Origin of the sequence: Kribbella amoyensis, from assembly GCF_007828865.1 — a bacterium.
Classification (GTDB): domain Bacteria; phylum Actinomycetota; class Actinomycetes; order Propionibacteriales; family Kribbellaceae; genus Kribbella; species Kribbella amoyensis.
The window spans coordinates 6226485-6252339 of sequence record NZ_VIVK01000001.1 but is presented as its reverse complement, the minus strand read 5'-3'; the positions used below and the strand labels follow the sequence as shown (position 1 = coordinate 6252339).

General features: G+C 70.1%; 23 protein-coding genes. 11 read left to right on the top strand and 12 right to left on the bottom strand.

The window, feature by feature from the left end:
- Positions 1 to 79 precede the first annotated feature (79 nt).
- A complete protein-coding gene (locus FB561_RS29110; RefSeq protein WP_238335113.1) occupies positions 80 to 1477 on the bottom strand; it encodes a serine/threonine-protein kinase in 1398 nt (465 codons plus the stop codon).
- A gap of 52 nt (positions 1478 to 1529) precedes the next feature.
- A complete protein-coding gene (locus FB561_RS29105; protein WP_145812233.1) occupies positions 1530 to 2393 on the bottom strand; it encodes a LysR family transcriptional regulator in 864 nt (287 codons plus the stop codon).
- Between the two features lie 108 nt (positions 2394 to 2501).
- Between FB561_RS29105 and FB561_RS29100 the strand changes: the two genes are divergently transcribed.
- Both FB561_RS29100 and rarD read left to right on the top strand, forming a co-directional pair.
- Positions 2502 to 3143 (top strand): dihydrofolate reductase family protein, encoded by a 642-nt coding sequence (locus FB561_RS29100; RefSeq protein WP_145812232.1) that lies wholly within the window; start codon positions 2502 to 2504, stop codon positions 3141 to 3143.
- Positions 3140 to 4078 (top strand): EamA family transporter RarD, encoded by a 939-nt coding sequence (gene rarD, locus FB561_RS29095; RefSeq protein ID WP_202880771.1) that lies wholly within the window; start codon positions 3140 to 3142, stop codon positions 4076 to 4078. The genes FB561_RS29100 and rarD overlap by 4 nt, the downstream gene beginning before the upstream one ends.
- On the opposite strand, the gene FB561_RS29090 is transcribed toward rarD, so the two are convergent.
- Positions 4070 to 4987 (bottom strand): Gfo/Idh/MocA family oxidoreductase, encoded by a 918-nt coding sequence (locus tag FB561_RS29090; RefSeq protein WP_145812230.1) that lies wholly within the window; start codon positions 4985 to 4987, stop codon positions 4070 to 4072. The genes rarD and FB561_RS29090 overlap by 9 nt on opposite strands.
- Positions 4988 to 5191: 204 nt before the next feature.
- On the opposite strand from FB561_RS29090, the gene FB561_RS29085 reads away from it, so the two are divergent.
- Genes FB561_RS29085 through FB561_RS29065 form a run of 5 tightly spaced genes read left to right on the top strand, consistent with a single transcriptional unit; the run spans position 5192 to position 10684 of the window.
- On the top strand, positions 5192 to 6985 hold the full coding sequence (locus FB561_RS29085) for a peptide ABC transporter substrate-binding protein (protein WP_170284800.1): 1794 nt from the start codon (positions 5192 to 5194) through the stop codon (positions 6983 to 6985).
- Positions 6986 to 6987: 2 nt separating this feature from the next.
- A complete protein-coding gene (locus FB561_RS29080; protein ID WP_145812226.1) occupies positions 6988 to 7965 on the top strand; it encodes an ABC transporter permease in 978 nt (325 codons plus the stop codon).
- A complete protein-coding gene (locus FB561_RS29075) occupies positions 7943 to 8899 on the top strand; it encodes an ABC transporter permease (protein ID WP_238335112.1) in 957 nt (318 codons plus the stop codon). The genes FB561_RS29080 and FB561_RS29075 overlap by 23 nt, the downstream gene beginning before the upstream one ends.
- Positions 8896 to 9879, top strand: a complete 984-nt coding sequence (locus tag FB561_RS29070; protein ID WP_145812224.1) for an ABC transporter ATP-binding protein — start codon at positions 8896 to 8898, stop codon at positions 9877 to 9879. Before FB561_RS29075 ends, FB561_RS29070 begins: the two co-directional genes overlap by 4 nt.
- Positions 9872 to 10684, top strand: a complete 813-nt coding sequence (locus FB561_RS29065) for an ABC transporter ATP-binding protein (RefSeq protein WP_145812222.1) — start codon at positions 9872 to 9874, stop codon at positions 10682 to 10684. Before FB561_RS29070 ends, FB561_RS29065 begins: the two co-directional genes overlap by 8 nt.
- A gap of 7 nt (positions 10685 to 10691) precedes the next feature.
- On the opposite strand, the gene FB561_RS29060 is transcribed toward FB561_RS29065, so the two are convergent.
- From FB561_RS29060 to FB561_RS29050, 3 genes are read right to left on the bottom strand one after another with little or no spacing between them, the layout of a single operon-like run.
- A complete protein-coding gene (locus FB561_RS29060) occupies positions 10692 to 11684 on the bottom strand; it encodes a Gfo/Idh/MocA family protein (protein WP_145812220.1) in 993 nt (330 codons plus the stop codon).
- A complete protein-coding gene (locus FB561_RS29055; RefSeq protein WP_145812219.1) occupies positions 11681 to 12709 on the bottom strand; it encodes a Gfo/Idh/MocA family protein in 1029 nt (342 codons plus the stop codon). Before FB561_RS29055 ends, FB561_RS29060 begins: the two co-directional genes overlap by 4 nt.
- The gene (locus FB561_RS29050) at positions 12710 to 13948 is read right to left on the bottom strand and encodes a DegT/DnrJ/EryC1/StrS family aminotransferase (protein WP_145812216.1); all 1239 of its coding nucleotides are present in this window, start codon (positions 13946 to 13948) and stop codon (positions 12710 to 12712) included.
- Between the two features lie 121 nt (positions 13949 to 14069).
- On the opposite strand from FB561_RS29050, the gene FB561_RS29045 reads away from it, so the two are divergent.
- A complete protein-coding gene (locus FB561_RS29045; protein ID WP_145812214.1) occupies positions 14070 to 15323 on the top strand; it encodes a DegT/DnrJ/EryC1/StrS family aminotransferase in 1254 nt (417 codons plus the stop codon).
- Position 15324: 1 nt separating this feature from the next.
- On the opposite strand, the gene FB561_RS29040 is transcribed toward FB561_RS29045, so the two are convergent.
- On the bottom strand, positions 15325 to 17091 hold the full coding sequence (locus FB561_RS29040) for a hypothetical protein (RefSeq protein WP_145812212.1): 1767 nt from the start codon (positions 17089 to 17091) through the stop codon (positions 15325 to 15327).
- 97 nt (positions 17092 to 17188) lie between these two features.
- The gene (locus tag FB561_RS29035; protein WP_145812210.1) at positions 17189 to 18508 is read right to left on the bottom strand and encodes a transcriptional regulator; all 1320 of its coding nucleotides are present in this window, start codon (positions 18506 to 18508) and stop codon (positions 17189 to 17191) included.
- A 192-nt stretch (positions 18509 to 18700) separates the two neighbouring features.
- On the opposite strand from FB561_RS29035, the gene FB561_RS29030 reads away from it, so the two are divergent.
- Positions 18701 to 19750, top strand: coding sequence for a dihydrodipicolinate synthase family protein (locus FB561_RS29030; protein ID WP_145812208.1), 1050 nt, complete (start codon positions 18701 to 18703; stop codon positions 19748 to 19750).
- Positions 19751 to 19773: 23 nt separating this feature from the next.
- Here FB561_RS29030 and FB561_RS29025 read toward each other — a convergent pair whose 3' ends face one another.
- The 3 genes from FB561_RS29025 to FB561_RS29015 form a co-directional block, all read right to left on the bottom strand.
- The gene (locus tag FB561_RS29025; RefSeq protein WP_202880770.1) at positions 19774 to 20352 is read right to left on the bottom strand and encodes a dihydrofolate reductase family protein; all 579 of its coding nucleotides are present in this window, start codon (positions 20350 to 20352) and stop codon (positions 19774 to 19776) included.
- An 88-nt stretch (positions 20353 to 20440) separates the two neighbouring features.
- Entirely contained in the window at positions 20441 to 22840 is a 2400-nt protein-coding gene (locus tag FB561_RS29020; protein ID WP_202880769.1) for a glycoside hydrolase family 65 protein, read from the bottom strand.
- Positions 22797 to 23387, bottom strand: coding sequence for a CBS domain-containing protein (locus FB561_RS29015; protein WP_145812204.1), 591 nt, complete (start codon positions 23385 to 23387; stop codon positions 22797 to 22799). The genes FB561_RS29020 and FB561_RS29015 overlap by 44 nt, the downstream gene beginning before the upstream one ends.
- Positions 23388 to 23612: 225 nt before the next feature.
- Between FB561_RS29015 and FB561_RS29010 the strand changes: the two genes are divergently transcribed.
- Entirely contained in the window at positions 23613 to 24173 is a 561-nt protein-coding gene (locus FB561_RS29010) for a hypothetical protein (RefSeq protein WP_170284799.1), read from the top strand.
- Positions 24174 to 24177: 4 nt separating this feature from the next.
- Positions 24178 to 25077 carry a universal stress protein gene (locus FB561_RS29005; protein WP_170284798.1) on the top strand — a complete coding sequence of 300 codons (900 nt, stop codon included), beginning with the start codon at positions 24178 to 24180 and terminating at the stop codon, positions 25075 to 25077.
- A 6-nt stretch (positions 25078 to 25083) separates the two neighbouring features.
- Here FB561_RS29005 and FB561_RS29000 read toward each other — a convergent pair whose 3' ends face one another.
- Positions 25084 to 25719, bottom strand: coding sequence for a helix-turn-helix domain-containing protein (locus tag FB561_RS29000; RefSeq protein WP_145812200.1), 636 nt, complete (start codon positions 25717 to 25719; stop codon positions 25084 to 25086).
- Between the last annotated feature and the right edge of the window lie 136 nt (positions 25720 to 25855).

The window sequence follows — 25855 nt, the reverse complement described above, 5'->3', positions numbered from 1 at the left end:
AACTGTGCGATTCGGCCCGCGCGTGCTGCGTACTGCTCGGCTGGGTTCCGCTCTGCCGCACGGAGCGGCCCGTCGGATCTCAGCCTTCTGGGGCCTCTGACGCCATCTTCGGCGCGGGCTCGGTACTCGTCTGGTTCGGGGTGACGGGTGGGGTGCTCGGCACCTCGGACGACGTGGCCGACGGCGTCGTACTGGGGGCGACGGGCGAACTCGGTGGGGGAGTACGGGTCGAGCTGGGATCGGGAGCCGGAGTCGTCGGAGGCGTCGACGGCGGGGGCGTCGAGGTGCTGTCGGGCTGCTTCGACGGCGAGGTCGACGCCGGCGGAGTACTGGGCGTCGGCGTCGCGCTCTGGGACGGATCGCCTCCGCCCGGTGAGGTGACCGGGCTGGTGCGGTGATCGACGGCGATGTCGGGTGCCGTCGACGACGAATCGGCCGTGGCCTGGCTGGACGGGTCCGCCCGAGACGGCTCGGTGGTCCGGACCTGGCTCGGATTCGAGCCGGGTGGTACGAGGTCGGCGGTCGGCGGCCGGAGATCGCCGAGACCGAGCAGGACGCCGACGGTCGCCGAGACCGCCAGCGCGGCGATGGCACCGGCTCCGGCCAGGAACCTTCGCGAATGCTCGCGCCGTACGGCGGCGGCTTCCGGCCCGCCCGGCGCCGTGACGCCGGCGGCGACCTGGGCAGCGGTGGGCCGATCGGCGGGATCCTTGGCCAGCATCCAGAGCGCCAGGCTGTCGATCTCAGCGGTCAGCTCGCCGCGATGGTGGCTCGGCGCCGACGGCACTTCCTCGACGTGCTGGTAGAGGACCGCGGTGGGGCTCTCGCCCCGGAAGGGCGGTTGCCCGGTGACCATCTGGTAGAAGACGCACCCGAGCGAGTAGACGTCCGAGGCCGCGTAGGCCGGTCGTTGCAGGGCGCGCTCCGGGGCGAGGTAGTGCGTGGTGCCGACCAGCTGGCCGACGCCGGTCAGCGTCGAGGTCGCTTCGTCGAGGACCCGGGCGATCCCGAAGTCGGCGACCTTCACGGTGCCGTCGGCCGCGATCAGCAGGTTCGCGGGTTTGACGTCCCGGTGCACGATGTCCTGGGCGTGGGCGGCGGCCAGTCCCGCGGCCGCCTGCCGGACGATGTCGAGCGCGACAGCGGGTGCCAGGACGCCGGTCCGCTGCAGTTCCTCGGCGAGCGAGTGTCCCTCGACGAGCTCCATGGCCAGATAGGAAGCGCCGTCGTGGGAGCCGAAGTCGAAGGTCGCCACCACGTGCGGATCGACGATCCGCGCGGCGGCCCGGGCCTCCCGCAGGAATCGCTCGGCGGCGGTGGAGTCCTGGTGCGTCGGCAGGATCACCTTGATCGCCAGGTCCCGCTCGAGGATCTCGTCGGTCGCCCGGTAGACCTGACCCATGCCGCCACGGCCGATCGGGCCGCCGATCCGGTACCGGCCGGCGACGAGTCCACCGGACAGCTCTGATGCGCTCACTCAGACCTCGGTACCCGTCGGCATGCGATCGAAGCCGGCCGGGCGCTGTGATTCATCCGGCGGAGTCCTGGAGCGCCTGGATCAAGGCGACGGTGGCGGGCGGATCCGGTGGCTCTCCGTAGGTGGCCGCGTGGATCTGGCGGTGGTACCCGGAGATCCCGGTGGCGTGGATCTCCGGGTGGCGATGCGCCTCCAACGCCAGGCCGGGCAGCGTGGTGACGCCGACGCCGGCGGCGACGAGAGCCTGGACGACGACCATGTCATCGCTGAGCGAGGCGATCCGGGGGGTGAAACCGGCCTCGTCGCAGACGGTGAACAGCTCCTTCTGGCAGCGCTCGCACCCGCCGATCCAGGGCGAGTCGCGGTGGTTCACCAGCTTGTCGTCGGGGTCCTGGCTGATCAGGTAGATCGAGTCGTCGCCGACGTGGACGAGGCGGAAGCCCTCCTCCTCGGCCGGTGCGTCGGCGGCTCGGAAGACGAGGGCGACGTCGATCTCGCCGTGCCGCAGCATCTGCAACGCCTCGACCGGGTGCCGCTCGATCAGGATCAGCTCGAGCCCGGGGTACGACGCGGCCAGCCGGACGGCGGCGCGCGGCACGATCGTGCTGAGCACGGACGTGTTCGCGGCCAGCCGGACCTGCCCGGCCTGGAGTCCGACCTGGGCGGCCAGCTCGGTGGTCGCCGCCTCGATCCGGCCGATGATCTCGGCGGCCCGGTTCGCCAGCAGCCGTCCTTCCGGGGTCAGCCGGATGCCCCGGCCGACGCGCTGCACGAGCTTCACCCCGGTCGCGGCCTCCAACCGGGCCAGGTGGTGACTCACGGACGGCTGCGAGTAGTGCAGCTCCTTGGCCGCCTCGGTGACGGACCCGTGCCGCGCCACCGCGGCCAGCACCTGGAGATGGACCGGGTTGAGCATAGATCAACATTATCAATGAGTTGGTCGAGTATTTGGCATTAGACGTCATCTATTGCGGTCGGCCACGCTGGAACCACAGCGCAGTACTCCGCCGACCGAGGAGCAACGATGAGCAAGCTCAGGTGCCATATCTCGATCTCGCTGGACGGTTTCGTGGCCGGCCCGAACCAGAGCGTGGAGAGCCCGCTCGGCGAGGGCGGTGAGCGGCTGCACGACTGGGTGATCCCGCTGGCCGCCTGGCGCGAGGCCCACGGCGAGCAGGGTGGCGAGGAGAACGTCAGCGCCCAGATCGTCGAGGAGGTGCGGGAAAACATCGGCGCCGCCGTGATGGGCCGGAACATGTTCGGCCCGATCGGGGGTGGCGACTGGGGTGACGGAGAGTGGAAGGGCTGGTGGGGCGACAACCCGCCGTACCACTACCCGGTGTACGTCGTGACCCACCACCGCCGTGAGCCCGTGGAGATGGCGGGCGGGACGACGTTCCACTTCGTCACCGACGGTATCGAGTCCGCGCTCGACCAGGCGAAGAAAGCGGCCGGCGGCATGGACGTGATGCTGTGGGGTGGCGGCAGCATCGTCGAGCAGTACCTGGCCGCGGGCCTGCTGGACGAGCTGGAACTCCACGTCGTCCCATTGGTGCTGGGCGATGGTGCCCGCATCTTCTCCGCCGACACGAAGGTGCGGCTCGAACAGGTCCGGGCCGTCGAGGCGCCGGGCGTCACCCACCTCAAGTACCGCGTGCTGACATGACCGGGACGACCGACGCCGGCGTGAACCGAGGACTGCTCTTCGGTGCGGCGACCTATGGCATCTGGGGGCTGCTGCCGCTGTACTGGCGGCTGCTCGATCACGCCGGCGCGGTCGAGGTGCTCGCCCACCGGTTCGTCTGGACGCTCGGCTTCATCGCGTTGCTGCTCTGCGTCCGGCCGCGGGCCGGGTGGTGGCGCGAGCTGAAGAGGCGGCCCGCCGCGTTCCGGCTGCTCGGTGCGGCCGCGGCGGTGATCGCGTTCAACTGGTACCTCTACATCTGGGGCGTGAACCACGCGCGCGTGGTCGAGACGTCCCTCGGGTACTTCATCAGTCCGCTGATCACGGTCGTCATCGGCGTCGTGCTGTTCCAGGAGCGGCTCCGCCGGCCGCAATGGTTCGCGATCGGCCTGGCCGCGGTGGCGGTCGGCTGGCTGACGGTCGACTACGGCCGCGTGCCGTGGGTCGCCGTCGGGCTGGCGCTCAGCTTCGCCACCTACGGCCTGCTGAAGAAGAAGGCCGCGACTCCGGCGGTCGAGAGCCTCGCCGTCGAAGCCGCGATCATCCTCCCGTTCGTCCTCGGTTACCTGGTCTGGCTGGAGTTCGCCGGTCGCGCCGCCTTCGGCCACGACGGCTGGTCGACGTCACTCCTCCTCGTCGCGGCCGGCCCCGCCACGGCGATTCCCCTGCTGTTCTTCGCCGGAGCGATCGCCCGCATCCCGCTGACGTATCTCGGCCTGCTCCAGTACGTCACGCCGACCGTGCAGTTCGTCCTCGGCGTCTTCGTCTTCCGCGAGCCGATGCCGACCGCCCGGCTGGTCGGGTTCGTCCTGATCTGGACAGCCCTGGCTCTCTTCACCGCCGAGAACCTCCACCACCTCGCCAAGCTCCGCCGCCAGACACAAGGCCTGGCCGCGGTGCCCGTGACGTCACGCTAGGCCGAGGGCCTTGCGGCGATTGACGCGGTACCCGGCGGCGAAGGCTTGGCCGTCGAACGCGACCTCGTCGATGCGGGCGTCGTCGTGGAGCCCGATCCAATCGCCGCCGTGGCGAGCCGACGCGAGGCCGGCGATGACGGCCAGGTCGGGTTCGACGAGTTCGGCGAAGGTGACGGGCTGGTCGGAGTCCCCGGCCAGATGGCCGGCCGTCACTTCGATGAAGCGGTCGTAGAGGTCCTTGCCGCCGGCCTCGACCTGATGGACGCCGTCGGTGGAGACGAGGCTCGCGAAGAACCCGTACCCACCGGTGCCTGACGGCGCCACCGCGACCACGGCGGTACGGCCGTCGTGCCAGCGCAGCTCCACCCGCTGGCCCTCGGCATCGAGTGCGCGAGCAGCCTCCACGCCGGGTCCGAGCAGGCCGGACAGCAACGAGTAGGCGTGGATGCCGTAGTCGAGAGGATGGCCGTACGTCGCGGCGAACGCGGTCAGTACTTGTCGCCCGGAGGCTTGCCAGTCGGCGACGGCGGACGACCATCGCAACGCCGAGCCACCGGACAGGCGTACGCCCTGCTCGGACCAGCGGACCATTTCGCGGATTTCACTGGCGCGTCCGGCGAAGGGTTTGCAGAAGTGGATCGGGACTCCGGCCTCGGCGAACGGCCGGGCGCGGACCAGGTGGTGGTCCCAGTTCACGCTGTGGACGAAGACCGCGTCGACGGCGCCGAGCAGGTCGCCGGGATCCGGGACCACCGCCAGATCGTGCTTCTTCGCGTAGTCGCGGGTGTAGTCGTCGTCGACGACGGTCTGGCCGCCGTAGACCGCGACCACGTCGTGGCCGCGCTGCCGGAGCAACGGCAGGAACGCTTCCGGATGGGAGGTATCGAGGTCGATGACACCTATTCGCATGCCGTGCGACTGTATTACGGACAGGACCGATATCACAAGGGATCGGCCGTCATCGGCCACCTCGAGCTGCCCGGAACGCCGTCGGTGCGCAGCGATTCGGTGAAGTTGCGGCAGGGCGCCCGCAATCCGTTGACAGCACGCCTCCCGAGTCCTACGGTCACGGCCATAAGTCGAATTGAGGACGTCAGAAAGGCGGCACCGCGAATGACGAAGCGCGCGACCACGAAGCTGGTGCCACCGGTCGGCCGAACTCGGCGAGACTTCCTGCGGCTGTCCGGTCTCACCGCTGTGGCGCTCGGCGGCAGTTGGTCGCTGACCGGCTGCGGGTTGTTCGGCAGCGAGGAGGAGAAGGCGGCCGGCGGCCAGCAGCTGACGATCGACTTCGTGCCGGTCGAGGTGCTCGACCCACAGGTCATCACGAACGGTATGTGGATCCTGAGCCGGGGCATCTCGGAGGGTCTGGTCACCCAGAACGAGAAGGGCGACGACGTCGTCCCGGGCGTCGCCAAGGAATGGAAGCTCTCGGACGACCAGCTGACGTACACCTTCACCCTGCGGGACGACGCGCAGTGGTCGAACGGCGATCCGGTCGTCGCGGGGGATTTCGAGCGGACCTACAAGCGGCTCTTCACCCCGGCGTCGGGCTCGGCCGGCGGGACCACGCTCGGTGCCAACAGTTACCAGTCGTCGACCGCGATCAAGGGCGCCGAGGAGTTCCTGTCCGGCGTGCTGACGGACTGGTCCCAGGTCGGCGTCAAGGCCACCGGTGACCGGGAACTCGTCCTGACGCTGGCGAACCCGAATCCCGACTTCCTGCTCGCCCTGACCCATCCGGCGCTGCTGCCGTTGCCGATGAACCTGGTCGAGAGCAAGCCGAAGGACTGGCAGAACCCGCCGAACTTCGTCTCCAACGGCCCGTTCACGGTGACCGAGTGGGTGGCGAACTCGCGCCTGGTCCTGGTCCCGAACGAGAAGTACTGGGACCGCGACAAGGTCAAGCTCAGCCGGATCCAGGTGAACCTGGTCGAGCCGAGCGCGGCCGCGACGGGCACGGTGTCGTACGAGAACGGCGAGACCGACCTCACCCTGCTCACCGGCGCGGACGTGCTGCGGTTCCAGAAGGACGCGAAGCTGGCCGAGGAGCTCAAGCAGACCGAGAACTACAGCATCCTCTACCTCGCCAAGCTGCGCAGTGAACACAAGGCGCTCGAGGACGTCCGGGTCCGCAAGGCGCTCTCGCTGGCCCTCGGACGAGAGACGCTGGCCGGGATCCAGCCCGGCCAGCAACCAGGTGTCTCCCTCGTGACCGAGCGGACCGCGGGCTGGGACGACAGCATCGCCGTCAAGGAGAACGTGGCCGAGGCGAAGGCGCTGCTCGCGGCCGCCGGGTACCCGGGCGGGCAGGGGTTGCCGCCGGTGCGGATCCTGCTGGGGGTCACGGACACCACGCTCGCGGACGCGATCATCGACGTCTGGACCAAGCAGCTGGGGATCAAGGCGAGCCTCGACCACGTCGAGTCGGGGGTGTACGTCGAGCGCCGGTGGGCGGTCCAGAAGGGCAACTACATCGGGTACTACTACGGCACCTTCGCCGGGTTGCCGACCTGGGCGACGATGGTGGGCTCGCTCTGGTCGCCGAAGAACGTCCAGGAGCTGAGCCTGCCGAGCGACAAGTGGCAGCAGTACCAGGGCATCCAGGAGAACAAGGACCTCAAACCGGCGGAGAAGTCGGCCCAGCTCCAGGCGATCCTGGACACCTCCTCCTCGGATCCGGCGAAGGAGATGGCCGCGCTGGTGAAGAAGGCGGCCGCGGAACCGGACGACGACAAGCGGATCGACCTGTACAAGCAGGCCGCGAAGATCCGGGAGGAGCAGTACCTCTACGTCCCGGTGCTCTGGCAGAGCCTGTACCACGCGGTGAAGCCGTCGGTCGAAGGCCTGCAGCTGCGGGCGTACCCGGACTTCTTCTACTTCAAGCCGCTGGGCGTGAGGAGCTGAGCGTGGGTCTCACTGTGTACCTCGGCAAGCGGATCGTCCGGCTGATCCTGTCGATGCTCGCGGTCTCCGTGCTGACCTTCACCCTGCTCCAGCTGGCCCCGGGCAACTTCGCGGACCTGCAGCGGGTGAACAGCGGCGCCACCAACTTCGGCGGCGTCGGGACCGAGTCGATGGTGGGCGAGCTCGCGGACCGGTACGGCGAGGACGTGCCGGTCTGGAAGCAGTACTTCATCTTCATGAAGGGCGCGGTCGTCTGGGACTTCGGGCCGTCCTACAAGTACGCGAGCCGGGACGTCCAGGACATCATCGCCGAGGCGTTCCCGGTGTCGGCGACGCTCGCCCTGATCGCGGTGGTGCTGGCGTTGCTGATAGCGGTGCCGATCGGGGTGTTCACCGCGCTGCGGCACAACTCGAAGACGGACCACGGCACGATGTTCCTGGTCACGCTCGGGCACGCGTTGCCGAGCTATCTCACCGCGGCGTTCATGATCCTGTTGTTCTCCGCGTCACTGAAATGGCTCCCTTCGGGCGGCTGGGACGGACCGTCCAACCTCATCCTGCCGGTGCTCGCGTTGAGCCTCGGGCCGGCCGCGGTGCTGGCCCGGTACGTACGGTCCAGCATGCTCGAGACACTGCGCGAGGAGTACGTCACGGCGGCGCTGGCCAAGGGCGGTCCACCGCGGACCGTGATCGTGCGGCACGTGCTGCGCAACTCGCTGATCCCGTTGGTCACCGTCGTCGGTCCGTTGCTCGCGGCCCTGATGACCGGCACCGTCTTCGTCGAGGCGTTGCTGCGGATCCCCGGGCTCGGCCTGTACTTCGCGAACGCGGCCGCCAGCCGGGACATGCCGCTGCTGATGGGCACGGCGTTGTTCTTCGCGCTCATCCTGATGGTCACGAACCTGGTCGTGGACCTGATCTACACCGTCCTCGATCCCCGCATCCGAGCCGAAGGAGGTGGGTCTCATCACGGACATTGAGAACCGGGAGACCGTCGAGGTCGTGGCCGCCGGCCTCGAGAACGACCAGCCGATCGCGGCGCAGTCGGGCGCCGGGGCGGCTCGGGCCCGTGGACCGTGGGCCCGCGCGTGGTCCAGGTTCCGGCGGCACCGGCTCGCGTTCGGCAGCCTGATCTTCGCCGTCCTGCTGTGCGTCACGGCGATCGCGGCCCCGCTGATCGCGCCGTACGGGTACGGCGAGACCGATATCGCGAACAAGCTCGTCGGACCCGGAACCGGCGGGCATCTGCTCGGCACCGACCTGCTCGGCCGGGACATCTTCTCGCGGCTCGTCTACGGGCTGCGGACCGCCCTGACCGTTGCCTTCGGCGCCGAGTTGACCGCGCTCACGCTGGCGCTGGTGATCGGCCTCGCCGCCGGGTACCTCGGTGGGCGGGTCGAGACGACGCTGATGGCGGCCACCGACGTGATGTACGCCTTTCCCAGTTACCTGTTCGCCGTCGTGATGGTGACCGTCCTCGGCCGCAGCATCTTCGCGTTGGTGATCGCGATCGGGATCGCGTCCTGGGTCACCCAGGCCCGTCTGGTCCGCGCGCAGGTACTGGCGCTGAAGCAACGTGAGTACGTGGAAGCGGCGCGGTCGATGGGCGCGAAGGGACCGACGATCGCGGTGCGGTACATCCTGCCGAACGCGATCGGCCCGATCCTGGTCACCACCAGCTTCGCGATCCCGGCCGCGATCGCCGCGGAGGCCGGCCTGGCGCTCCTCGGACTCGGGGTGCAGCCGCCGACGCCGTCGTGGGGCGCGATGATCAGCGAAGGCAGCCGGTACCTGCTCGCGGCACCGCACATGCTGATCGCGCCCGCGGTCCTGTTCGCCCTGACCCTGCTCGCGTTCACCTGGATCGGCGACGGGGTGCGGGACGCGTTCGACTCCAGTGGGGAGCAGCGATGACCGACCAGGACGAGGTACTGCTCGGAGTACGGGATCTGCGCACGGAGTTCCGGCGCGACGACGGGGATGCCCTGGTCGCTGTCGACGGGGTGACGTTCGACGTCCGTCCCGGGCAGGCGCTGGCGATCGTGGGGGAGAGCGGCAGCGGGAAGAGCGTCACGGTCCGCAGTGTGCTGCGGGTGCTGCCGAAGACCGCGCGGGTGACGAGTGGTGAGGCGCGGTTCCGTGGCCGCGATCTGCTCGGGCTGAGCGAGAAGGAGATGCGCCGGCTCCGGGGTCGCGAGATCGGCATGGTGTTCCAGAGTGCGATGGATGCGATGAACCCGACCCTCACACTCGAACGCCAGCTCACCGAACACCTGCTCTGGCACGGCATCTGCACCAAGGCGGACGCGAAGAAGCGGGCCGTCCGAGCACTTGGCGACGTCGGCATTCCCGACCCGGAGAAGCGGATCCGGACGTACCCGTTCCAGCTGTCCGGCGGGATGCGGCAGCGGGCGATGATCGCGATGGCGATGGTGACCGAGCCGGCCCTGCTGATCGCCGACGAGCCCACGACGGCCGTCGACGTCACCGTGCAGCGGCAGATCCTCGACCTGCTGGCCGGGCTGAAGGACCAGGGCACCGGCATCATCATGATCACCCACGACCTCGGCGTCGCTCGCTACTTCTGCGACGACGCCGTGGTGATGTACGCCGGCCGGGTGGTCGAGCGGGCGCCGACCCGCGAGCTCCTGGACACGCCGAGCCACCCGTACACCGTCGGCCTGATCGGTTCGAGTGTCGAGGTCGGCGGACGAGGTCTGCCGCTCGCACCCGTGCCGGGCAGTCCGCCGGATCTCACCCAGCGACCGGAAGGGTGTTCGTTCCATCCGCGCTGCTCGCTGGCCGAGCGGCCGCGATGCCATACCGAGCAGGAGATCGTGACCATCGGCCCAGGTCGGCAGGCTGCGTGCTGGAAGGTGGCCGTCCATGCGTGAGCACAGTCCGGAATCCGCGGGCGACCCGGTCCTGGTCCGGGCCGAGTCCGTCACCAAGGTGTTCGACACCCGAGCGGGCGAGGTCCGTGCCGTCGACGACGTCTCGCTCGAACTCCGCCGCGGCGAGACGCTCGGCCTGGTCGGCGAGAGCGGCAGCGGCAAGTCGACGATGGCGCGGATCGTGATGGGCCTGCAGCCGTGTACGTCCGGCCGGGTGCTGTTCGACGGACGGGACCTGGCCACGATCCCGGCCAAGGAGCTGCGGTTGCTGCGGCCCCGGCTGCAGATGGTCTTCCAGAACCCGTACGGCTCGTTGCTCCCGCACTTCACCGCGATCGGCAACGTGATGGAGCCGCTACGGCTGCACGCGCGAGGTGAGCAGGCCGCGCGCCGGGCCAAGGCGCACGAGTTGCTCGAACTGGTCGGGATCAACCCGCGGCACGCGGAGCTGTACCCGCGGCAGTTCTCGGGCGGGCAGCAGCAGCGCATCGCGATCGCGCGGGCGCTGGCGCTCGAACCCGAGCTGCTGGTCTGCGACGAACCGACGTCCTCGCTCGACGTCTCGATCCAGGCGCAGATCCTGGAACTGTTCCTGGACCTGCGCGCGAAGCTCGGTCTCACCTGTCTGTTCATCTCGCACAACCTCGCGGTGGTCGAGCGGCTCGCCGATCGCGTCGTCGTGATGAACAAGGGCCGCGTCGTCGAGGAAGGCGCGACCGAGCAACTGTTCACCCGGCCGGAGCAGGATTACACCAAGCAGCTGCTGGGCGCGGTCCTGCCGGTCCGGAGGGACAGCGGCGCCTGAGGCCGTCCTACCGCGACCAGTTCTGGGGTACTCCGCCGGTGTCAGCGCTGAGCTGAGCGAGCAACGCGATGCGGGTCGCCACCAGGCTGTCCGCGGTACCGACCTCCGGGTGGCGGCCGGCCACGAGCGCAGTCAGGAAGTCCTCGGCCGGCCGCACCGGAGCGCCCAGCTCGGGATGATGGACGTCGCGATCGCGCGTCACCACGGCGAGCGTTCCCAGCGCCCAATCGAGCTCGGCCGTACCCGACGTCCCGGTCAGCCGCATCCGGTACTGGCCGTGGTACGCCGAGGCGGCCGGCCACATCCAGTGCGCCTCGATCGTCGCGGTGACCCCGTCGGCACCGAGCAGGACGGCACCGTTGTCGGAGAAGCCGGGGTACTCCGGGAGCGAGCGGTTCCCGACCCGCCCGGCAACGCTTCCGGCGCGTGCACCTGACAAGGCGAGGACGAGGTCGATGTCGTGGACAGGGAGGTCGCCCAGGATCCCGCCGTAGCGGGTCCGGTCGAAGAACCAGGCCGGCCGTGATTCCCGGTTCAGCTTGTGCGGCCCGGTCGACGCGACGAGCGCCAGGTCGCCGAGTACGCCGTCCTCGACCAGCTGCCGGGCCGCGATGGTGACAGGGTGACCGCGCTTCTCGAACATGATCGACACCAGCCGGTCGGCGGTCCGCGCGGCCTTGTCGATCCGGTCGAGGTCGTCGAGCGTCGTACACAACGGCTTGTCGGCGAGGACGTGCGCACCTCGTTGCAGCGCGGCCACAACCACGTCCGCCCGCGCACCGTACTCACCGCAGACGGCCACGGCATCGACGTCGTGGGTGTCGAGCAATTCCTCGTGCGAGGTGTACGTCGGAACGTCGAGGCCACCCGTGTACCGCTGGGCGGCGGCCGGATCCGGCTCGCTGATACCGACGAGCTGGACATTCGGCTGGTGGGCCAGCTCGGACAGGACGTACTCGACGTGGGGATGCGCTGTGCCCGCGACGGCCAGCCGGATCATGGGTGCTCCGTGAGGGTGACGGCGCGCCCGGTCCGGCACGCCTCGTAGATTCCGCACAACAGTTCCACGGTGCCGAGCCCGTCGCGTCCGCTGATCGCGGGATCGCGGCCGTCCCGGTACGCGGCCAGGATGTCGCGCCACTGGGCCAGGTGGCCGGCGTCGCCGATCGCGGCCGGATCGGACGACCCCGCGGCGGGCCCGTCGGCCGGCGCGGGCCGCGGTACGCCGTCGAACTCCCAGCGGCTGATCTCGGTGTGGGTGATCTCGAGGACCCCGGTACTGGTGAAGACGGTGAGCCGGGCCGGATCACCTGGCCGGGTGGCCGTGGTGGTTGCCGCGAGCCCCAATGCGCCGGACGCGAACCGCAGGGTGGCGACGGTGGTGTCCTCGGCGTCCATGGTGTGGCCGAGCGTCGCGTAGTGCCCGGTGACCGAGCTGACCGGGCCGAGGAACCAGTGCAGCAGATCTAGATTGTGCAGCCCCTGGTTCATCAGGGAGCCACCGCCGTCGGCCTGCGAGGTCCGCCAGTCCGCGTGCGCGTAGTAAGCGTCGTCGCGGTGCCAGTGCACGAAGGTCTCCCCGAGCAGCGGGCGGCCGAGTTCGCCGGCATCGAGCAGCCGTTTGACGGCGACGTTCTGCGGCTCCAGCCGGCGTTGGGCGACGACGGCGACCATCAGGCCGAGCTCCTCGCCCAGCCGGACGATCTCCGCCGCGGTCCCGGTGTCGACCGCGAGCGGCTTCTCGACCACGACCGCCTTCCCGCCCCGCAACGCGGCGAGCGCGAGTTCCCCGTGGACTCCACTGGGACCGGTGATCGCGACGAGGTCGATATCGGGGCGGGTCAGCAGTTCGTCGGGGGAGAGGTGCGCGGTGTCCGAAAGCCCGAGCTCAGCCAGTACTGCGGGACTGCCTCCGCTGGCTGCGACGACGACGGCCTGGTCGGACAGCTCGGCCAGCACCCGGGCGTGGGTACGGCCGATGCTGCCCAGACCGACGATGCCGACGCGGGCGCGTGAGGGGGTCACCTACTCGGTCCCGGCCAGGGTGTCCGCGGACCGCGCGACCTTGGTGATGGCGGCCGCGACACCACGGATCCACTGCTCACTGCCGAGCAAGGTTCGCTGGGTGAGCCAGATCGTGTCCTGCGAAACGATGTCGGCGTTGGGGCACTCGGCCTCCGGGTACGGCTGTCCGAGGCGGTCGGCGATGGCCTTGGACTCCGCGATGAGGGCGGCGTTCCGGTGCAGCGGAACGTAGCCGCTGGAGACCTCGGTCAGGCCCTCGGCCGCCAAGGCGCGGAGGGCGGCGTCACGGCGTCCGGGTGCGGCCAGGGCCGGGATACGGAGCAGGAACAGGTGCCGGCCATGCGCGGTGACGGCCGGATCGTCCGGAGCCGGCTGCACGCCCTCGACGTCTTCGAGCAACGACGTCAGCAGCGCCGCGTTGCGCTCCCGGATCTCCTGCAGTTGCGGATGCCGGGCGAGCTGGGCGCGGAGGACGGCGGCCTGGAACTCCGTGAGGCGCAGGTTGTACCCGACGGACTCGTGCTGGTACCAGCCGCCGCCGCGGACCCGGCCGACGTTGACCAGGGAGTACACCTTGGCGGCGAGCTCCTCGTCGTCGGTGAGCACGGCCCCGCCTTCGCCGGCGGTCATGTTCTTGCTGGTCTGGAAGCTGAACGTGCCCAGGTCCCCGAGCGCACCGACCGGACGGCCCTGGTACGCCGCGCCGGGCGCCTGGGCGGCGTCCTCGATGATGGTGAGGCCGTGCCGCCGACCGAGTTCGGCGAAGGCGTCCATCGCGGCCGGCCGACCGGCGAGGTGGACCGGGACGACCGCCTTCGTCCGCTCGGTGACGGCGGCCTCGGTGGCGTCCGGGTCGAGCAGGTGCGTCCCGGGATCGACGTCGGCGAAGACCGGCACCGCGCCCACGAACAACGCGGCGGCGGCGGTCGCGATGAACGTGTACGGCGGGACGATCACCTCGTCGCCGATCCCGACCCCGGCGGCCCGGAGGGCGACCGTGATGGCGAGCGTCCCGTTCGTCAGGCAGGTGCCGTGGGCGGCCTGCTGGTAGTCGGCGAACTCGCGCTCGAAGGTGGCGACGACGTCGCCGTGGGTGCTGCCCCACTTCCGTGAGGTGAGCACCTCGAGCAGCGCCTTCTCCTCGGTGCCGTCGTACACCGGCCACTCCGGGGGCGGGTCTCCGGCCGGCATGGCCGGGGTCCCACCGTCGATCGCGAGTGCTGCGGAATCCACGGTCATGTTCGGTACCTCGATCTATTTCGGTCGACCGGATTCCGGATTACGTTAGTCCACAAAACCGCGCCCGTCGACACCATCGCACCACCGGGCGAGGGTCGCCCACGGAGCTGGAGGTCCACTCATGCCGAAGTCGCCGTCGCCACTCGCCCTGACCGGTGGATCACCGGTCCGGACCCGTCCGTTCCCGACCGTCAACGGCCCGGCCGGGCGGACCCTCGGCGACGCGGAGGTGGAGGCGGTGACCCGGGTCGTCCGGAGTGGCCGGCTCAACAGCACCGTCGGAACCGAGACGGCCGAGTTCGAACGGGAGTTCGCGGACTACTACGACGTGCCGTACGCGGTGGCGTCGTCCTCGGGGACCTCGGCATTGCACCTGGCGGTCGCGGCCGTCGATCCCGACCCGGGCGACGAGATCATCACGACCTGCCTGTCCGACGCGGGCACCGTGCTGCCGATCCTCGCGCAGAACGCGGTCCCGGTCTTCGCCGACGTGGATCCGTCGACCGGCAACCTCGATCCCGCGGCGGTCCGGGCCCTGATCACCGAGCGGACCAAGGCGATCATCGTCGTGCACCTCTTCGGTATCCCGGCACCCGTGGCCGAACTCCGCGAACTCGCCGACGCCCACGGCCTCGTCCTGATCGAGGACTGCGCCCAGGCGTACCTGACCCGTTGTGCGCCCGACGGTGCGCTGGCTGGAACCGTCGGGCATCTGGGGTGCTTCAGCCTGCAGCAGTCCAAGCACATCACGGCCGGCGACGGCGGTCTCACGATCTCGTCCGATGCTGGGCTGGCCCGCCGAGCTCGGCTCTTCGCCGACAAGGCCTGGCCTCGTGACACCGACGAGCGCACCCATCTCTTCCTCGGCCTCAACTACCGGATGACCGAACTGCAGGCGGCCGTCGCGCGTGCCCAACTCGGCCGCCTCGCCGGGGTCGTGGAGGATCGCCGCAAGACCGCGGACAACCTGACCGCTGCCCTCGCGCCGTTGCCCGGGCTCACCGCGGCGCCGCCCGACGGTACGTCGTACTGGCAGTTCCCCGTGTTCGTCGACGCGGCGACGGCCGGCGCCGACGGACACGGGTACGCCGAAGCGCTGCGGGCGGAGGGGATCCCGGCCAACGGTGGGTACATCCAGCGGCCGCTGTACCTCACGCCGTTGTTCACCGAGCGGCGGACGTACGGCGCGTCCGGGTATCCGTTGACGACGGCAACGGCCCCGCGGTACGAGGAAGGCCTGTGCCCGAAGGCGGAGGAGCTGATCGTCGGAGGAGGACTGCTGGTGATCGCCTGGAACGAGCGCTACACCGCCGAGGACGTGGCCGACATCGCGGCGGCCCTGACGAAGGTGCACGCCGCGCTCGCCGGCCGGTGAGTCAGCGGGTCACCCGCCAGCTGTTGTCCCCGGCCACGAGGTCCACCGCGAGCTCGACGAACTGCCGGCCGTGTCTGGTGACAACCTGCCCGTCCACCTTCGAGTTGGCGGGCAGCAGGACCGATGCACCCGCGACGGGCTCGGTCGCGTGGGCGTGGATGGTCCAGCCGTCGTCGTGTTCCTCGACGGACAGCGTGACGCCCCGGCGGCTCCGCTCCCAGGTGTTGAGCTGGGCGCTGGTCCACCACGGCATACCGCGACGGCGAGCTTCGTTCGCCACCGCGACACAGGCCGCGCGAGTGGGCGGACGCAGGTGCAGGTGCGGCCCGTGGAAGAGGAAGTGGGCGACCCCGTGGACCGCCTCGGCGCCGTCGAGGATGACGTCGCGGATCGACTCGTGCCCGGCCCAGGCCAGGTCCTGGGTGTGCAGGGGGAGGTTGAGGACGTCGAGGAAGCGGTTGTCCTCGGACGCGTCGGCGATCGGGAACGACAGGTGCGCCGTGCCGAAGATGAAGCCGACGCTGCCTTGTTTGCTGGGGCCCCGGGACTCGTCGATCTCGATCCCGAGCCGCTCGCACCAGGTGTAGAACTCGGTCCAGTTCTCCCAGCGGGTGTAGTGGTTCTTGTTCGACACGATCCGCTCGGTACCGGTCACGGCCTGGGCCCAGGCGTACTGCGCGCGGATCTGCGGCCAGCCCCACTCGGCGAGATCGGCGTCGCCCATCGCGTTGTAGTGCAGGGCGTTCTCGTGCCCGGCCTCGGTGATGGCTGCGAGGACGGACGGCGAGTACCCGCCCGGGAACACGTGGCACCAGGTGACCTTGACGTTCGCCGCAGCGAACGAGTCGAGCGCCGCGCGGCCGTGGTCGTCGACGTTGCCGTCGGAGTCGTGGGACATGTGCGCGACGGCGGAGATCCCGGCCGGCCAGTACCCGAGCCAGGGTACGACCGCGTCGGTCTGCTCGGCGGCCCACCAGAGGCATTGCAGGAACGCCGACCGCCAGAGGTCGGCGTGCGGCTGGTCGAACATCGGCACCGCGGACGGCGGCGGGTACGAGTGGTCGAACGGCACGGCCAGTTCGGGTTCACCCGGCGGCATCGCCCGGTCCCGTTCGAAGCTGACCGCCATCCCGTCCTCGCACTTGAGGATGCCGTCGTCGATCGGCGCCGTACCGTCGGCCGCCGGCTTGCCGTCAGCCACGACCGGGTACCCCTGCTGGATCCGCACGATGCTCTGCCAGACGTCGACCCCGACGGTCAACGCGAGCCCTGTACCGAGCTGCCGGAGCGTCACGGCCGGGTGGGTGTCACCGCTCTCGGTCTGGTCCCACCGAGCGAGTACCTCGACGTCCTCGGTTGTTGCCAGGCGGACACCGCCGATGGCGTGCAGAGGAACCGTCGGACGCGAAGACCAGACCGGGCTCTCGTCGATGGTCACGTGCCCGTCGTCGACCGAGCCGGCCGCCGCGGCGCCCGCGACCGATGCGAGCGGACCGGGATCGCCCACGACGACGAGCGCACCGCCCGCCCGGACCCAGTCCTCGACCGCGTCGCTGTCCAGCTCGGACGAGGGAGTGGTCGCGTGGACGAGGACGGCCACGTCATCGGGCGGGGTGGCGGCCTCGCCGGGCGTCAGGGTCCGGAAGGGCAACCGGAGATGGCCGAGCACCTCGTCGAGGTAGCGCCACCAGGCGTCCGCACCGGCCCGCTGAGTACGCTCGATCGCGGCGTCGTCGACGACCACTGCTACGGCATGACGTGCTGACACGAGACCTCCTGCGGTGGATGGCGTGCAGCCACCCTGCCCCATCGGCCGGGATTATGGCAAGGACCGAATTCCGCGTACCGGGCGTCCGTAACCAGGGTCAGCGCGGCAGCTTCTCGACCAGCAGCTGGTACGGCCGCGGTGGTCGCCCGACCTTGCTCGAATGCGACGGCGGCATCGGCCAGGCGAGTCCCTCGTCGACCAAGGTGCGCAGGGACCGCCGGGCCGTCCGCAGCGTGACCTCGAGCAGCTCGGCGACCTTCTCGGCGTCGACCACGCGCTCGGTGTCGCCGGTCTCGTCGAGCCGCTCGGCCAGCAGCGCCAGGACCTGGGCGCCCTTCGACTCCGGTGTTGAGGCCGATCGCTCGGGCCGGTGGGAGCGGTCCGCGGGCAGCTGCAGCACGGTGTCGCGCGGCCCGATGATGAACGCCGTCCGGCCACCGTCCGCGGCCGCCTTGTCGACGGCCGACTGCGCGTTCACCTCAGCCTCGCGGGTCGAGCGGCCCAGCCCGATCCCGATCTCCAGCAGGATGCCGAGCTCCTTGTGGACCCGGCCGAGGAACGGCGCCATCGACAGGTTGTCCGTGGCCAGTCGCAACGAACCCATCGTGGTGACGACCAGGAAGCTGTGCTCGTCCCGCGGGATCACGGCCGCGTCCATCGGCCGGGCGTCCCGCAGCAGCTCGCGATGCAGCGACAGCTTCAGCTCCTGGTACCAGTAGTTGCTGGGGCTCGCGTGCGCCGGCAGGGCGGAGCCGGGAACACGCACGATCATCGTGACGATCCGCGACTCCTCGAGCTTGGCGCCGCTGCCCATCAGGATCGCGGTGGTCAAGGCGGTGCGGATCGTGGTCGCCGCCGGCGTCATCCGCAACGTGGGGATGCCCGCCTTGCGCAACGCGGCCTCGACACTGGGAACCGTGGTCACGGCACCCGTGGTCTTGCCCTGTTCGTAGAGCTTGCGGTGGAAGTCGAGGAACTTCTCGGCCGACTCGGGGCCGGCGTACTCCTGGACCCGGACCCCGGAGACCTTCAGGCCGATCTCCTCGTACGCGTGCTGCAGCTCGCGCCGCGAGATGGTGTCGACGCTGATCTTGCGCGGATCGAAGACGTCCTCGAGCACCCCGCGCAACAAGGTCGTCGGGAGGGCGGGACCACCGGCCGGTACGTAGGTCGCCGGGACCGGGATCCGGCCCGCGGCGACGGCGCGGTCGTAGGGGAGCGGACCGGCGAACAACATGACGTCGACGCGGGACATGATCCGGCTCGCCTGGGTGTGCGCGTCGTGCTCGTCGGCGTACACCGCGGCCACCAGCCGCAGCGAGGGGTTGTCGAGCTCGCGCGCCAGCGCCATCGTCCGGTGGACGATCTGCTCACCGCCGACGACGCCGACCGTGACCTCCTCGTGGGCGGAGGGCATGATCAGCGATTCCGGCGGACCGCTCGGGTGCCATTCACGTCCACATCGTAACGTCCGGAATCCCCGGATCGGCTGGACCTGTTGTGCAGCGCGGCGTGGAAGCCGTTCGGGCCGGAGCATTGACGGACACACATAATGGTCGTTACGGTCGCCCGTAATAAGCGGGCTCCGGCGGCGTGACGGCAGGTGCTGATGACGAATGGTGGGGCTCTGCAACGCTTCCGGAGCGGCTGTGTCATTCCGGCGCACCCGTTGGCCGTCGATGCCGATCGGCGTCTCGACGAACGACGGCAACGGGCGCTGAGCCGGTACTACCTGGAGGCCGGGGCCGGGGGACTGGCGGTCGCGGTCCACACCACCCAGTTCGCCTTGCACGAACCAGAGCGCGGCCTGCTGGCTCCGGTGCTGGGACTCGCGGCCGAGGTCGCGGGGGAGTACCCGGGCGAGGCGCCGATCCTGATCGCGGGTCTCACCGGGCCGACGGCGCAGGCGGTCGCCGAGGCCGAGCTGGCAGCGAGCCTGGGGTACGACCTCACGTTGCTGAGTCCGTACAACGTCGGCGACCAGAGCGAGGACGCCTTGCTGGAAAGGGCTCGCGCGGTCGGCGAGGTCCTGCCGGTGATCGGGTTCTACCTGCAACCGGCTGTCGGCGGACGCGTGCTGTCGCGGGACTTCTGGCGCCGGCTGGCCGCACTCGACTGCGTCGCCGGGATCAAGGTGGCGCCGTTCGACCGGTACGCCACGCTCGACGTGGTGCTGGGAGTACGGGAGTCCGGCCGGGCCGGCGAGCTCGCGCTGTACACCGGGAACGACGACCACATCGTGCTCGACCTGATCACCTCGTACCGCGCCCCGGGGACCACCAAGCCGGACCTCGCGTTCGTCGGTGGGCTGCTCGGTCAGTGGTCGGTCTGGGTCCGCGAGGCGGTCGAGATGCTGGGTGATGCGGAGCTGGCCCGGGGCGGTGACGACGACGCGCTGCGCCGGTTGCTGGCCGTCGAGCCGGAGCTCACCGACGCGAACGCCGCGGTGTTCGACGTGGCGAACGACTTCCGCGGCTGCATCCCTGGGATCCACGAGGTGCTGCGGCGGCAGGGTCTGCTCGAAGGTCGCTGGTGCCTCGATCCGGCCGAGGATCTGTCCGCGGGTCAGCTGACAGAGCTCGACCGGATCTGGGCGGCGTACCCCCACCTCCGCGACGACGAGTTCGTCGCCACCCATCTGGACCGCTGGCTCGCGTGACCCCGGCTGGGCACCTGCCTGGGTCAGCCGTGCAGGGTGGGGCGGTAGATGAGCTCCTGGATGGAGCCGTCGAAGGTGCGGCTCTGGAGGAGTTCGAGGTCGAAGTCGGCGGCGCGTTCGAAGATCCGGTCCTCGCCGGTCTTGGCGTTGATCACGGGGAAGAGGGTGACCTGGATGCGGTCGACCAGGCCGGCGGCGAGCAGGGCGGTGTTCAGGGCCAGGCTGCCGTGCGAGCGCAACGGCACGTCGGACTCCGCCTTGAGCCGGGCGACGACCTCGACCGCGTCGCCGCTCACCACGGTCGCGTCCGGCCAGTCGAGCGGTTCGCGCAGGGTGTTCGACACCACCGTGGCCGGGAGGTTCCGGAGCCGGGTGACCCAGGGGTCGAACTCCTCGGTCCCGTCGGCGCTCGGGGTGAGCATCTCCACGTTCGTCCGGAACGTGGTCGCCCCGAAGACCATGCGTTGCCCCTCGCTGTACTGGGCGAGCCGGTGGTCCAGGAACTCGGGACCCTGCTTGCCCCAGTAGCCGCCCCAGTCACCGTGGTGGGAGCCGAAGCCGTCGAGGGTGGAGAAGATGTCGAAGGTGTAGATCGCGGTCACGATGGTCTCCTCAAGGTGGTGGGCCGCCCTGGTGGGCGCCCGTTCATCCCTTCCACGAAGGCGACTCCTGCGATCCGACATGCGGTCTTCAAAAATTCCACGTGGCTGTCCCGCCCGGCTTCAGGACGTGGGTCTTGCCGTGGCAGCGGACCGGGACTTTCCGGTCCGCGTCGCTGTCGAGCGTGACGGTGAGGTGGTTGCTCGACACCTCGACGGTCAGGCGTCTGCCGCGGTACCAGAGCGGCATCCGCAAGGTCCCGAGGCGCTGTGGCCAGCGGGGCCGGAATCGCAGCGTGTCGCCGGCGACCGACAAGCCGGTGAAGCACCGTTGGATCAGGTCCACGCTGCCGGCCATCGCGGCGAGGTGGATGCCCTCCGCGGTCGTCCCGTCCGGGGCGAGATCGCTGTCGCTCGCCTGCTGGAGGAAGCCGAGCGCCTGGTCCGGTGCGATCGAGGCGAGCCCCCAAGCGTGCACGACCGCACTCAACGACGAGCCGTGACAGGTCCGCGCGAGGTAGTAGTCGACGGTACGCCTCAGCAGCCGGCCGTCCAGCTCGTATCCGAGGCGCCCCATCACCTCGCGCAGTTCCCGGCGCGTCAACACGTACAGGAGCATCAGCACATCGGCCTGCTTGGAGACCCGGTACGCCACGACATCGCGCCCTTCGGACTCGAGGATCCGGTCCAGCCGCCGGAGATCGCCGTACCGGGCGCGGTACGCGGGCCAGTCCAGCTCGGCCAGTTCGGCGTACCCCTCGAACTGGCTGATCACGCCGTCGTGGAAAGGCACGTAGATCCGCCGGGTGAGCTCGTCCCAGTGCGCCAGCTCGTCCGGGTGGAGGTCGAGCGATTCGGTCAGCTCGGCCCGTCGCCAGGTCGGGAGGGCGTCGAGCGCACGACGGGCGACACCGAGGATCCAGGCCGCCAGCACATTGGTGTACGCGCTGTTGTCGATCCCGTCGGCCGGCCGGTCCGGGTACCCGGTGTGGAACTCGTCCGGCCCGGCCACCCCACGCAGCACGAACCGCGCCCTCGCCTCGTCGTACGTCGCCAGGTCCGCGAAGAAGCGGGCCACCTCCACGATCACCTCGGCCGCCTGGTCGGACAGGAACTCGCGGTCCCCGGTCGTCTCGACGTACCGCCACATCGTCGCCGCGACAGCCAGGCCGACATGCCGTTGCCGGTACGTCGCGTCCACGGTCCAGCGGCCGGACAACGGATTGAGGTGGACGCGCTGACTCTCCTCGCGTCCGTCGCTGCCCGATTGCCACGGGTACATCGCGCCCCGGTACCCGGCCTCACGAGCCGCGCGCCGAGCGGCGGGCAGACGGCGGTACCGGTAACCCAACAGGGCGCGCGTCAACGCCGGACTGCGCCAGGTGAGGACGGGGAAGACGAACAGCTCGTCCCAGAAGACGTGTCCCCGGTACGCCTCACCGTGCAAGCCGCGAGCCGGTACCCCTGCGTCGACCGCGGCCGTGTGCGGCGAGACCGACTGGAGCAGGTGGAACAGGTCCAGGCGGACGGCGAACTGGAGAGCCGGTGCGGACAGGTCGAGCGCGAAACGTCCCCACAGCTGCGACCACGCCAGGACATGCGCGGCCAAGAGCTCGTCGAAGCCGGCTGCGTTGCCGATCGCGGTGAGGGCTGCCGTCACGGGTTCGGAGATGCCGTGGTCCCGGGAACTGTAGATCGCGACGACCTTCTCGGCGCTGACCACCTCGCCCGGGGTGACCTCGACGGCCAACTCGCGGCCGGCAGACGTGGTGTCGAGGTGGTCGCGCCACTGGCTGTTGCTTGAGGCAATCGTGCGGGTGGCGACGGCGGTCTGGGTGTGCGCCTGTCTGGTATTCGCCGACACGAGCACGGTGTCGCCGTGGATACTGGGCTCGAGGTCGGTCAGGTGGTCGCCGCGGAGCGCCGAGTACCGGGCGACACCGGTGTTCCCGACGTCCCCGTTCACGGTCGTGGCCAAGCGCAACGTTCCGGACCAGTTCTCCACCGACACGGTCAGGGCCTGCCCGGCCAAGTGCGGCTCGGCCATGCTGACGAAACGGCGTTCCTCCCCGGCGACGACCTGACCCGCTGGACTCCGGAGCCGGAACGAGCGCGTCAGGATCCCGCGACGGAGGTCGAGCTCGGTGGTGTGGTCGAGGACCTCGCACTCCTCGGGCGTCAACCACGGGCCGTCGTCGATCGCGAGGGTGAGCGGCAGCCAGTCCGGCAGATTGACCAGGCTCTCGGTCTCGATCGATCGCTCGCCGACCTGATCGGTGAGCCGGTTGTAACACCCCGCCAGGTACGTCCCCGGGTAGTGACGGTCGTCCGCACGGGAGCCGGCCCACGCGCCGCGGGTGGCGAAGTACCCGTTGCCGACGGTGCACAAGGTTTCGCGCCGGCGTTCGTCGAGCGGGTCGTAGCCGGTGAAGCGCAGGCACCAGCCGTCAACGGAGCCGGACGGCAAGGGTGCCTCGTACTGTTCCGGCAAGGACCGCCGCGATCCTCCGCTCGTGCTCGTCGGCCGGACCGGTGACCGTGACCACCCCGTCCTGGACGCTGACCTCCCAGTCGGCGCACTCCACCACCAGCAGCTCCCGGACCTCCGCCCGGATCCGGTCGTCCCGGGCCGCGAGCAGGTGGATGACGTCACTGCGGCTGATCACGCCGACAACCTCGCCGCGGTCCACGACCGGCAGGCTCTTCATCAGCGACGACCACATCAGCTCGACGGCCACCGTGAGTTCGTCGTTCGGGCGCACGGTCACGACCAGGTGTGTCATCACGTCCGTCACGCGGCGCGGCGGGGACTCGGTCGTCGTGCGGACGGCCGTCAGCGGGACCCGATCCTCCAGCAGGGCGGAATCCTGGACCAGGTCCGCCTCGCTGACGATGCCGACGATCGACCCGGCCCGGTCGAGGACGGGAAGGGCGGTGATCTTCGCTTCGTCCAGCAGCTTCAGCGCGCTGCTGATCGTGCCGTCAGCCTCGATCGTGATCGGCGGGGACGTCATCACCTCGCGCACCAACATCGTCATCACCTCGTCGGACCTTCGCTCGCACCCAGCATCGTTCGAGCTCACCCGCCCGAGCAGGGCGCAAGGTCCCTCACCGACCAGACAGAGGACCCCAGATCCCCGGGCGGCGGTGGTCCCGGTCCGGTGGGGTCGTTCGGCGGCGGGGATCGGTACCGAGTGACTCTGACCGTGGGGTTCCGGGGGCCCGACGATCAAGGTGCCGGATCTACCGGAAGGGGAGAGATCATGACCACCACACCGAACCGACACGATCTGTCGCGTGTCCCGACGGAGGCCGCCGTCGAGCGGCGCCCCGTCATCAGCATCATGGCCGGGCGGACGCTGGGTGTTTTGCGGATCGCCTTCGGTCTGACTTTCTTGTGGGCGTTCGTGGACAAGCTGTTCGGCTTCGGTTACGCGACTCCGTCGGGTAAGGGCTGGGTCGATGGTGGGGATCCGACCGCGGGGTTCCTCGGGAAGGGGACGAGTGGGTGGTTCGCGGATTTCTACCAGTCGCTGGTGGGTGACTGGTGGGTGAACCCGCTGTTCATGGTGGGTCTGGCCGGGATCGGTCTGGCTCTCACGCTGGGGATCGGGATGCGGATTGCCGCGGTGTCCGGGGCGTTGCTGTACCTGTTCATGTGGACGGCGAACTTCCCGCCGGAGAACAACCCGGTTCTGGACGAGCATGTTCTCGGTGCGATCAGCTTGGTGGCCTTGGGTCTGTTGGCTGCCGGCAACTTCTGGGGCTTCGGCCGGCAATGGGGCAGTCTCGACATCGTCAACCGGTACCCCTGGCTGCGGTGACCTCATGACCGTCGAACCGGTCATCCACGTGGGGATCGAAGGCTCCTGGCGCGAGACGGGTGCACTGGAATGGGCACTGCAGGAATCCCTCCTGCGCCGGGAGCCGCTACGAGCCGTGCACGTGATCGACCAACGGATCCGGCAGTCGCCGTCCTGGCAGCCGACCCAGGCCGAGGACGCGGCGATCGGCCTGGTGACCGCCGTCCAGCAGTACCTGGACGAGATCCCGGGTGAGTTCGACCTGGAGACGGATCTCGCGGTCGGGCCGCCCGCGGCCACCTTGAACGAACTCGCCGAGCACGCCCACATGCTGGTGGTCGGCCGGCGGGGGATGGGCCAGTTCAAGCGGCTGCTGATCGGCTCCACGTCGGAGGCCGCCGCGACCCGTGCGTCGGCTCCGGTGGTCGTCGTTCCGGACCACTGGCGTCCGGCCCAGCACGCCGGCCCGATCCTGGTCGCCGTGGCGGGGGACTTCGGCAAGGACCGCGCGGCGATCGACTTCGCGGTCGGCGCGGCCCTGGCGCACCACGTCGCGGTACGGATGATCCATGTCTGGGACCTGCCGGCGATCTACAGCTGGGACGCGATGACCGTCGCCGGCGTGGACGAGGAGTGGGCGCGATCGGCCCGCCGCCGGGCGTCCGCCTTCGTGGAGAAGTGGCAGGCCGAGAACCCTGCCGTCGTGCTGGAGACGGAAGTCCGCAGAGGGCATCCGGTGGACGGGATCATCACGGCCGCGAGCGACGTGGACGCGCAACTGCTCGTCGTCGGCGGGCGGCGCCACGCGCAGGTCACGACGGCGCTGCTGGGATCGGTTGCCCGCGGCGTCCTTCACCACGCGACCTGCCCGGTCGCGGTGGTCCACGCGCCGCCGGAGCCGGCCGAGCAACCGAGCGTCTGGTGACGACGCTCAGAAGGTGACGATGCGGCGGCCGGTGATCTGCTCCGGATCGATCACCACATGCACCGCACGGTCGCCGCCGGCCCAGGGCTCCACCAGACCGCGCGCGGCCAGCGACTCCTGCCCGGTGGCCGGGCGCACCATGCCAGTGACGAGGACGCTCCACCCGCCGCGCAGCGCGTCGTCGACGGCATCGATCTCGAACGCCACCGGCGCCAGATCGTACTGCGCGAGCGTGCTGTCCGCCGCCGTCCGGAAGATGATCTGGTCGCCGACGTAGCAGAAGTTCACCGGCACCATCACCAGGCCGTCGGCCGCGGTGAAGGCGATCCGGCCGATGCCACCCTTCTTGAGCAGGGCGACACACTCCTCCCGCCGCATCGGCTCCAGCGTCGCCCGGTCGGCGGCGGACCCGCTGCCGGGCGGGCGATCCGCCGGTCCACCGGTCAGGGCGGCGATCGTCGTGTCGAGCGCGGTCGCGACCCGCAGCAGTTCGCCACCGGTCAGCGCGACCGGTCTGCTCTCGAAGTCCTCGACCCGCTCCGGACTCAGCCCGGCCCGCGTGGCGACCTCGGCCCGGCTGAGCCCGAGCGCGGTACGCCGTCGCATCGCGCGCGCTCCGATGTCGGCGGAACGATGGTTCATGGCGCTGCCCTTCGACGGGTGCTCTCACTGTCAGCCAACCAGCGGGTGGACCGCCGGAGAAGTGGCCGCCGACCCGATCGGCCAGGACGGACGGCCTGGCTTCCGCGGCCGGGGACCGGAACCGATCGGGCCGGTG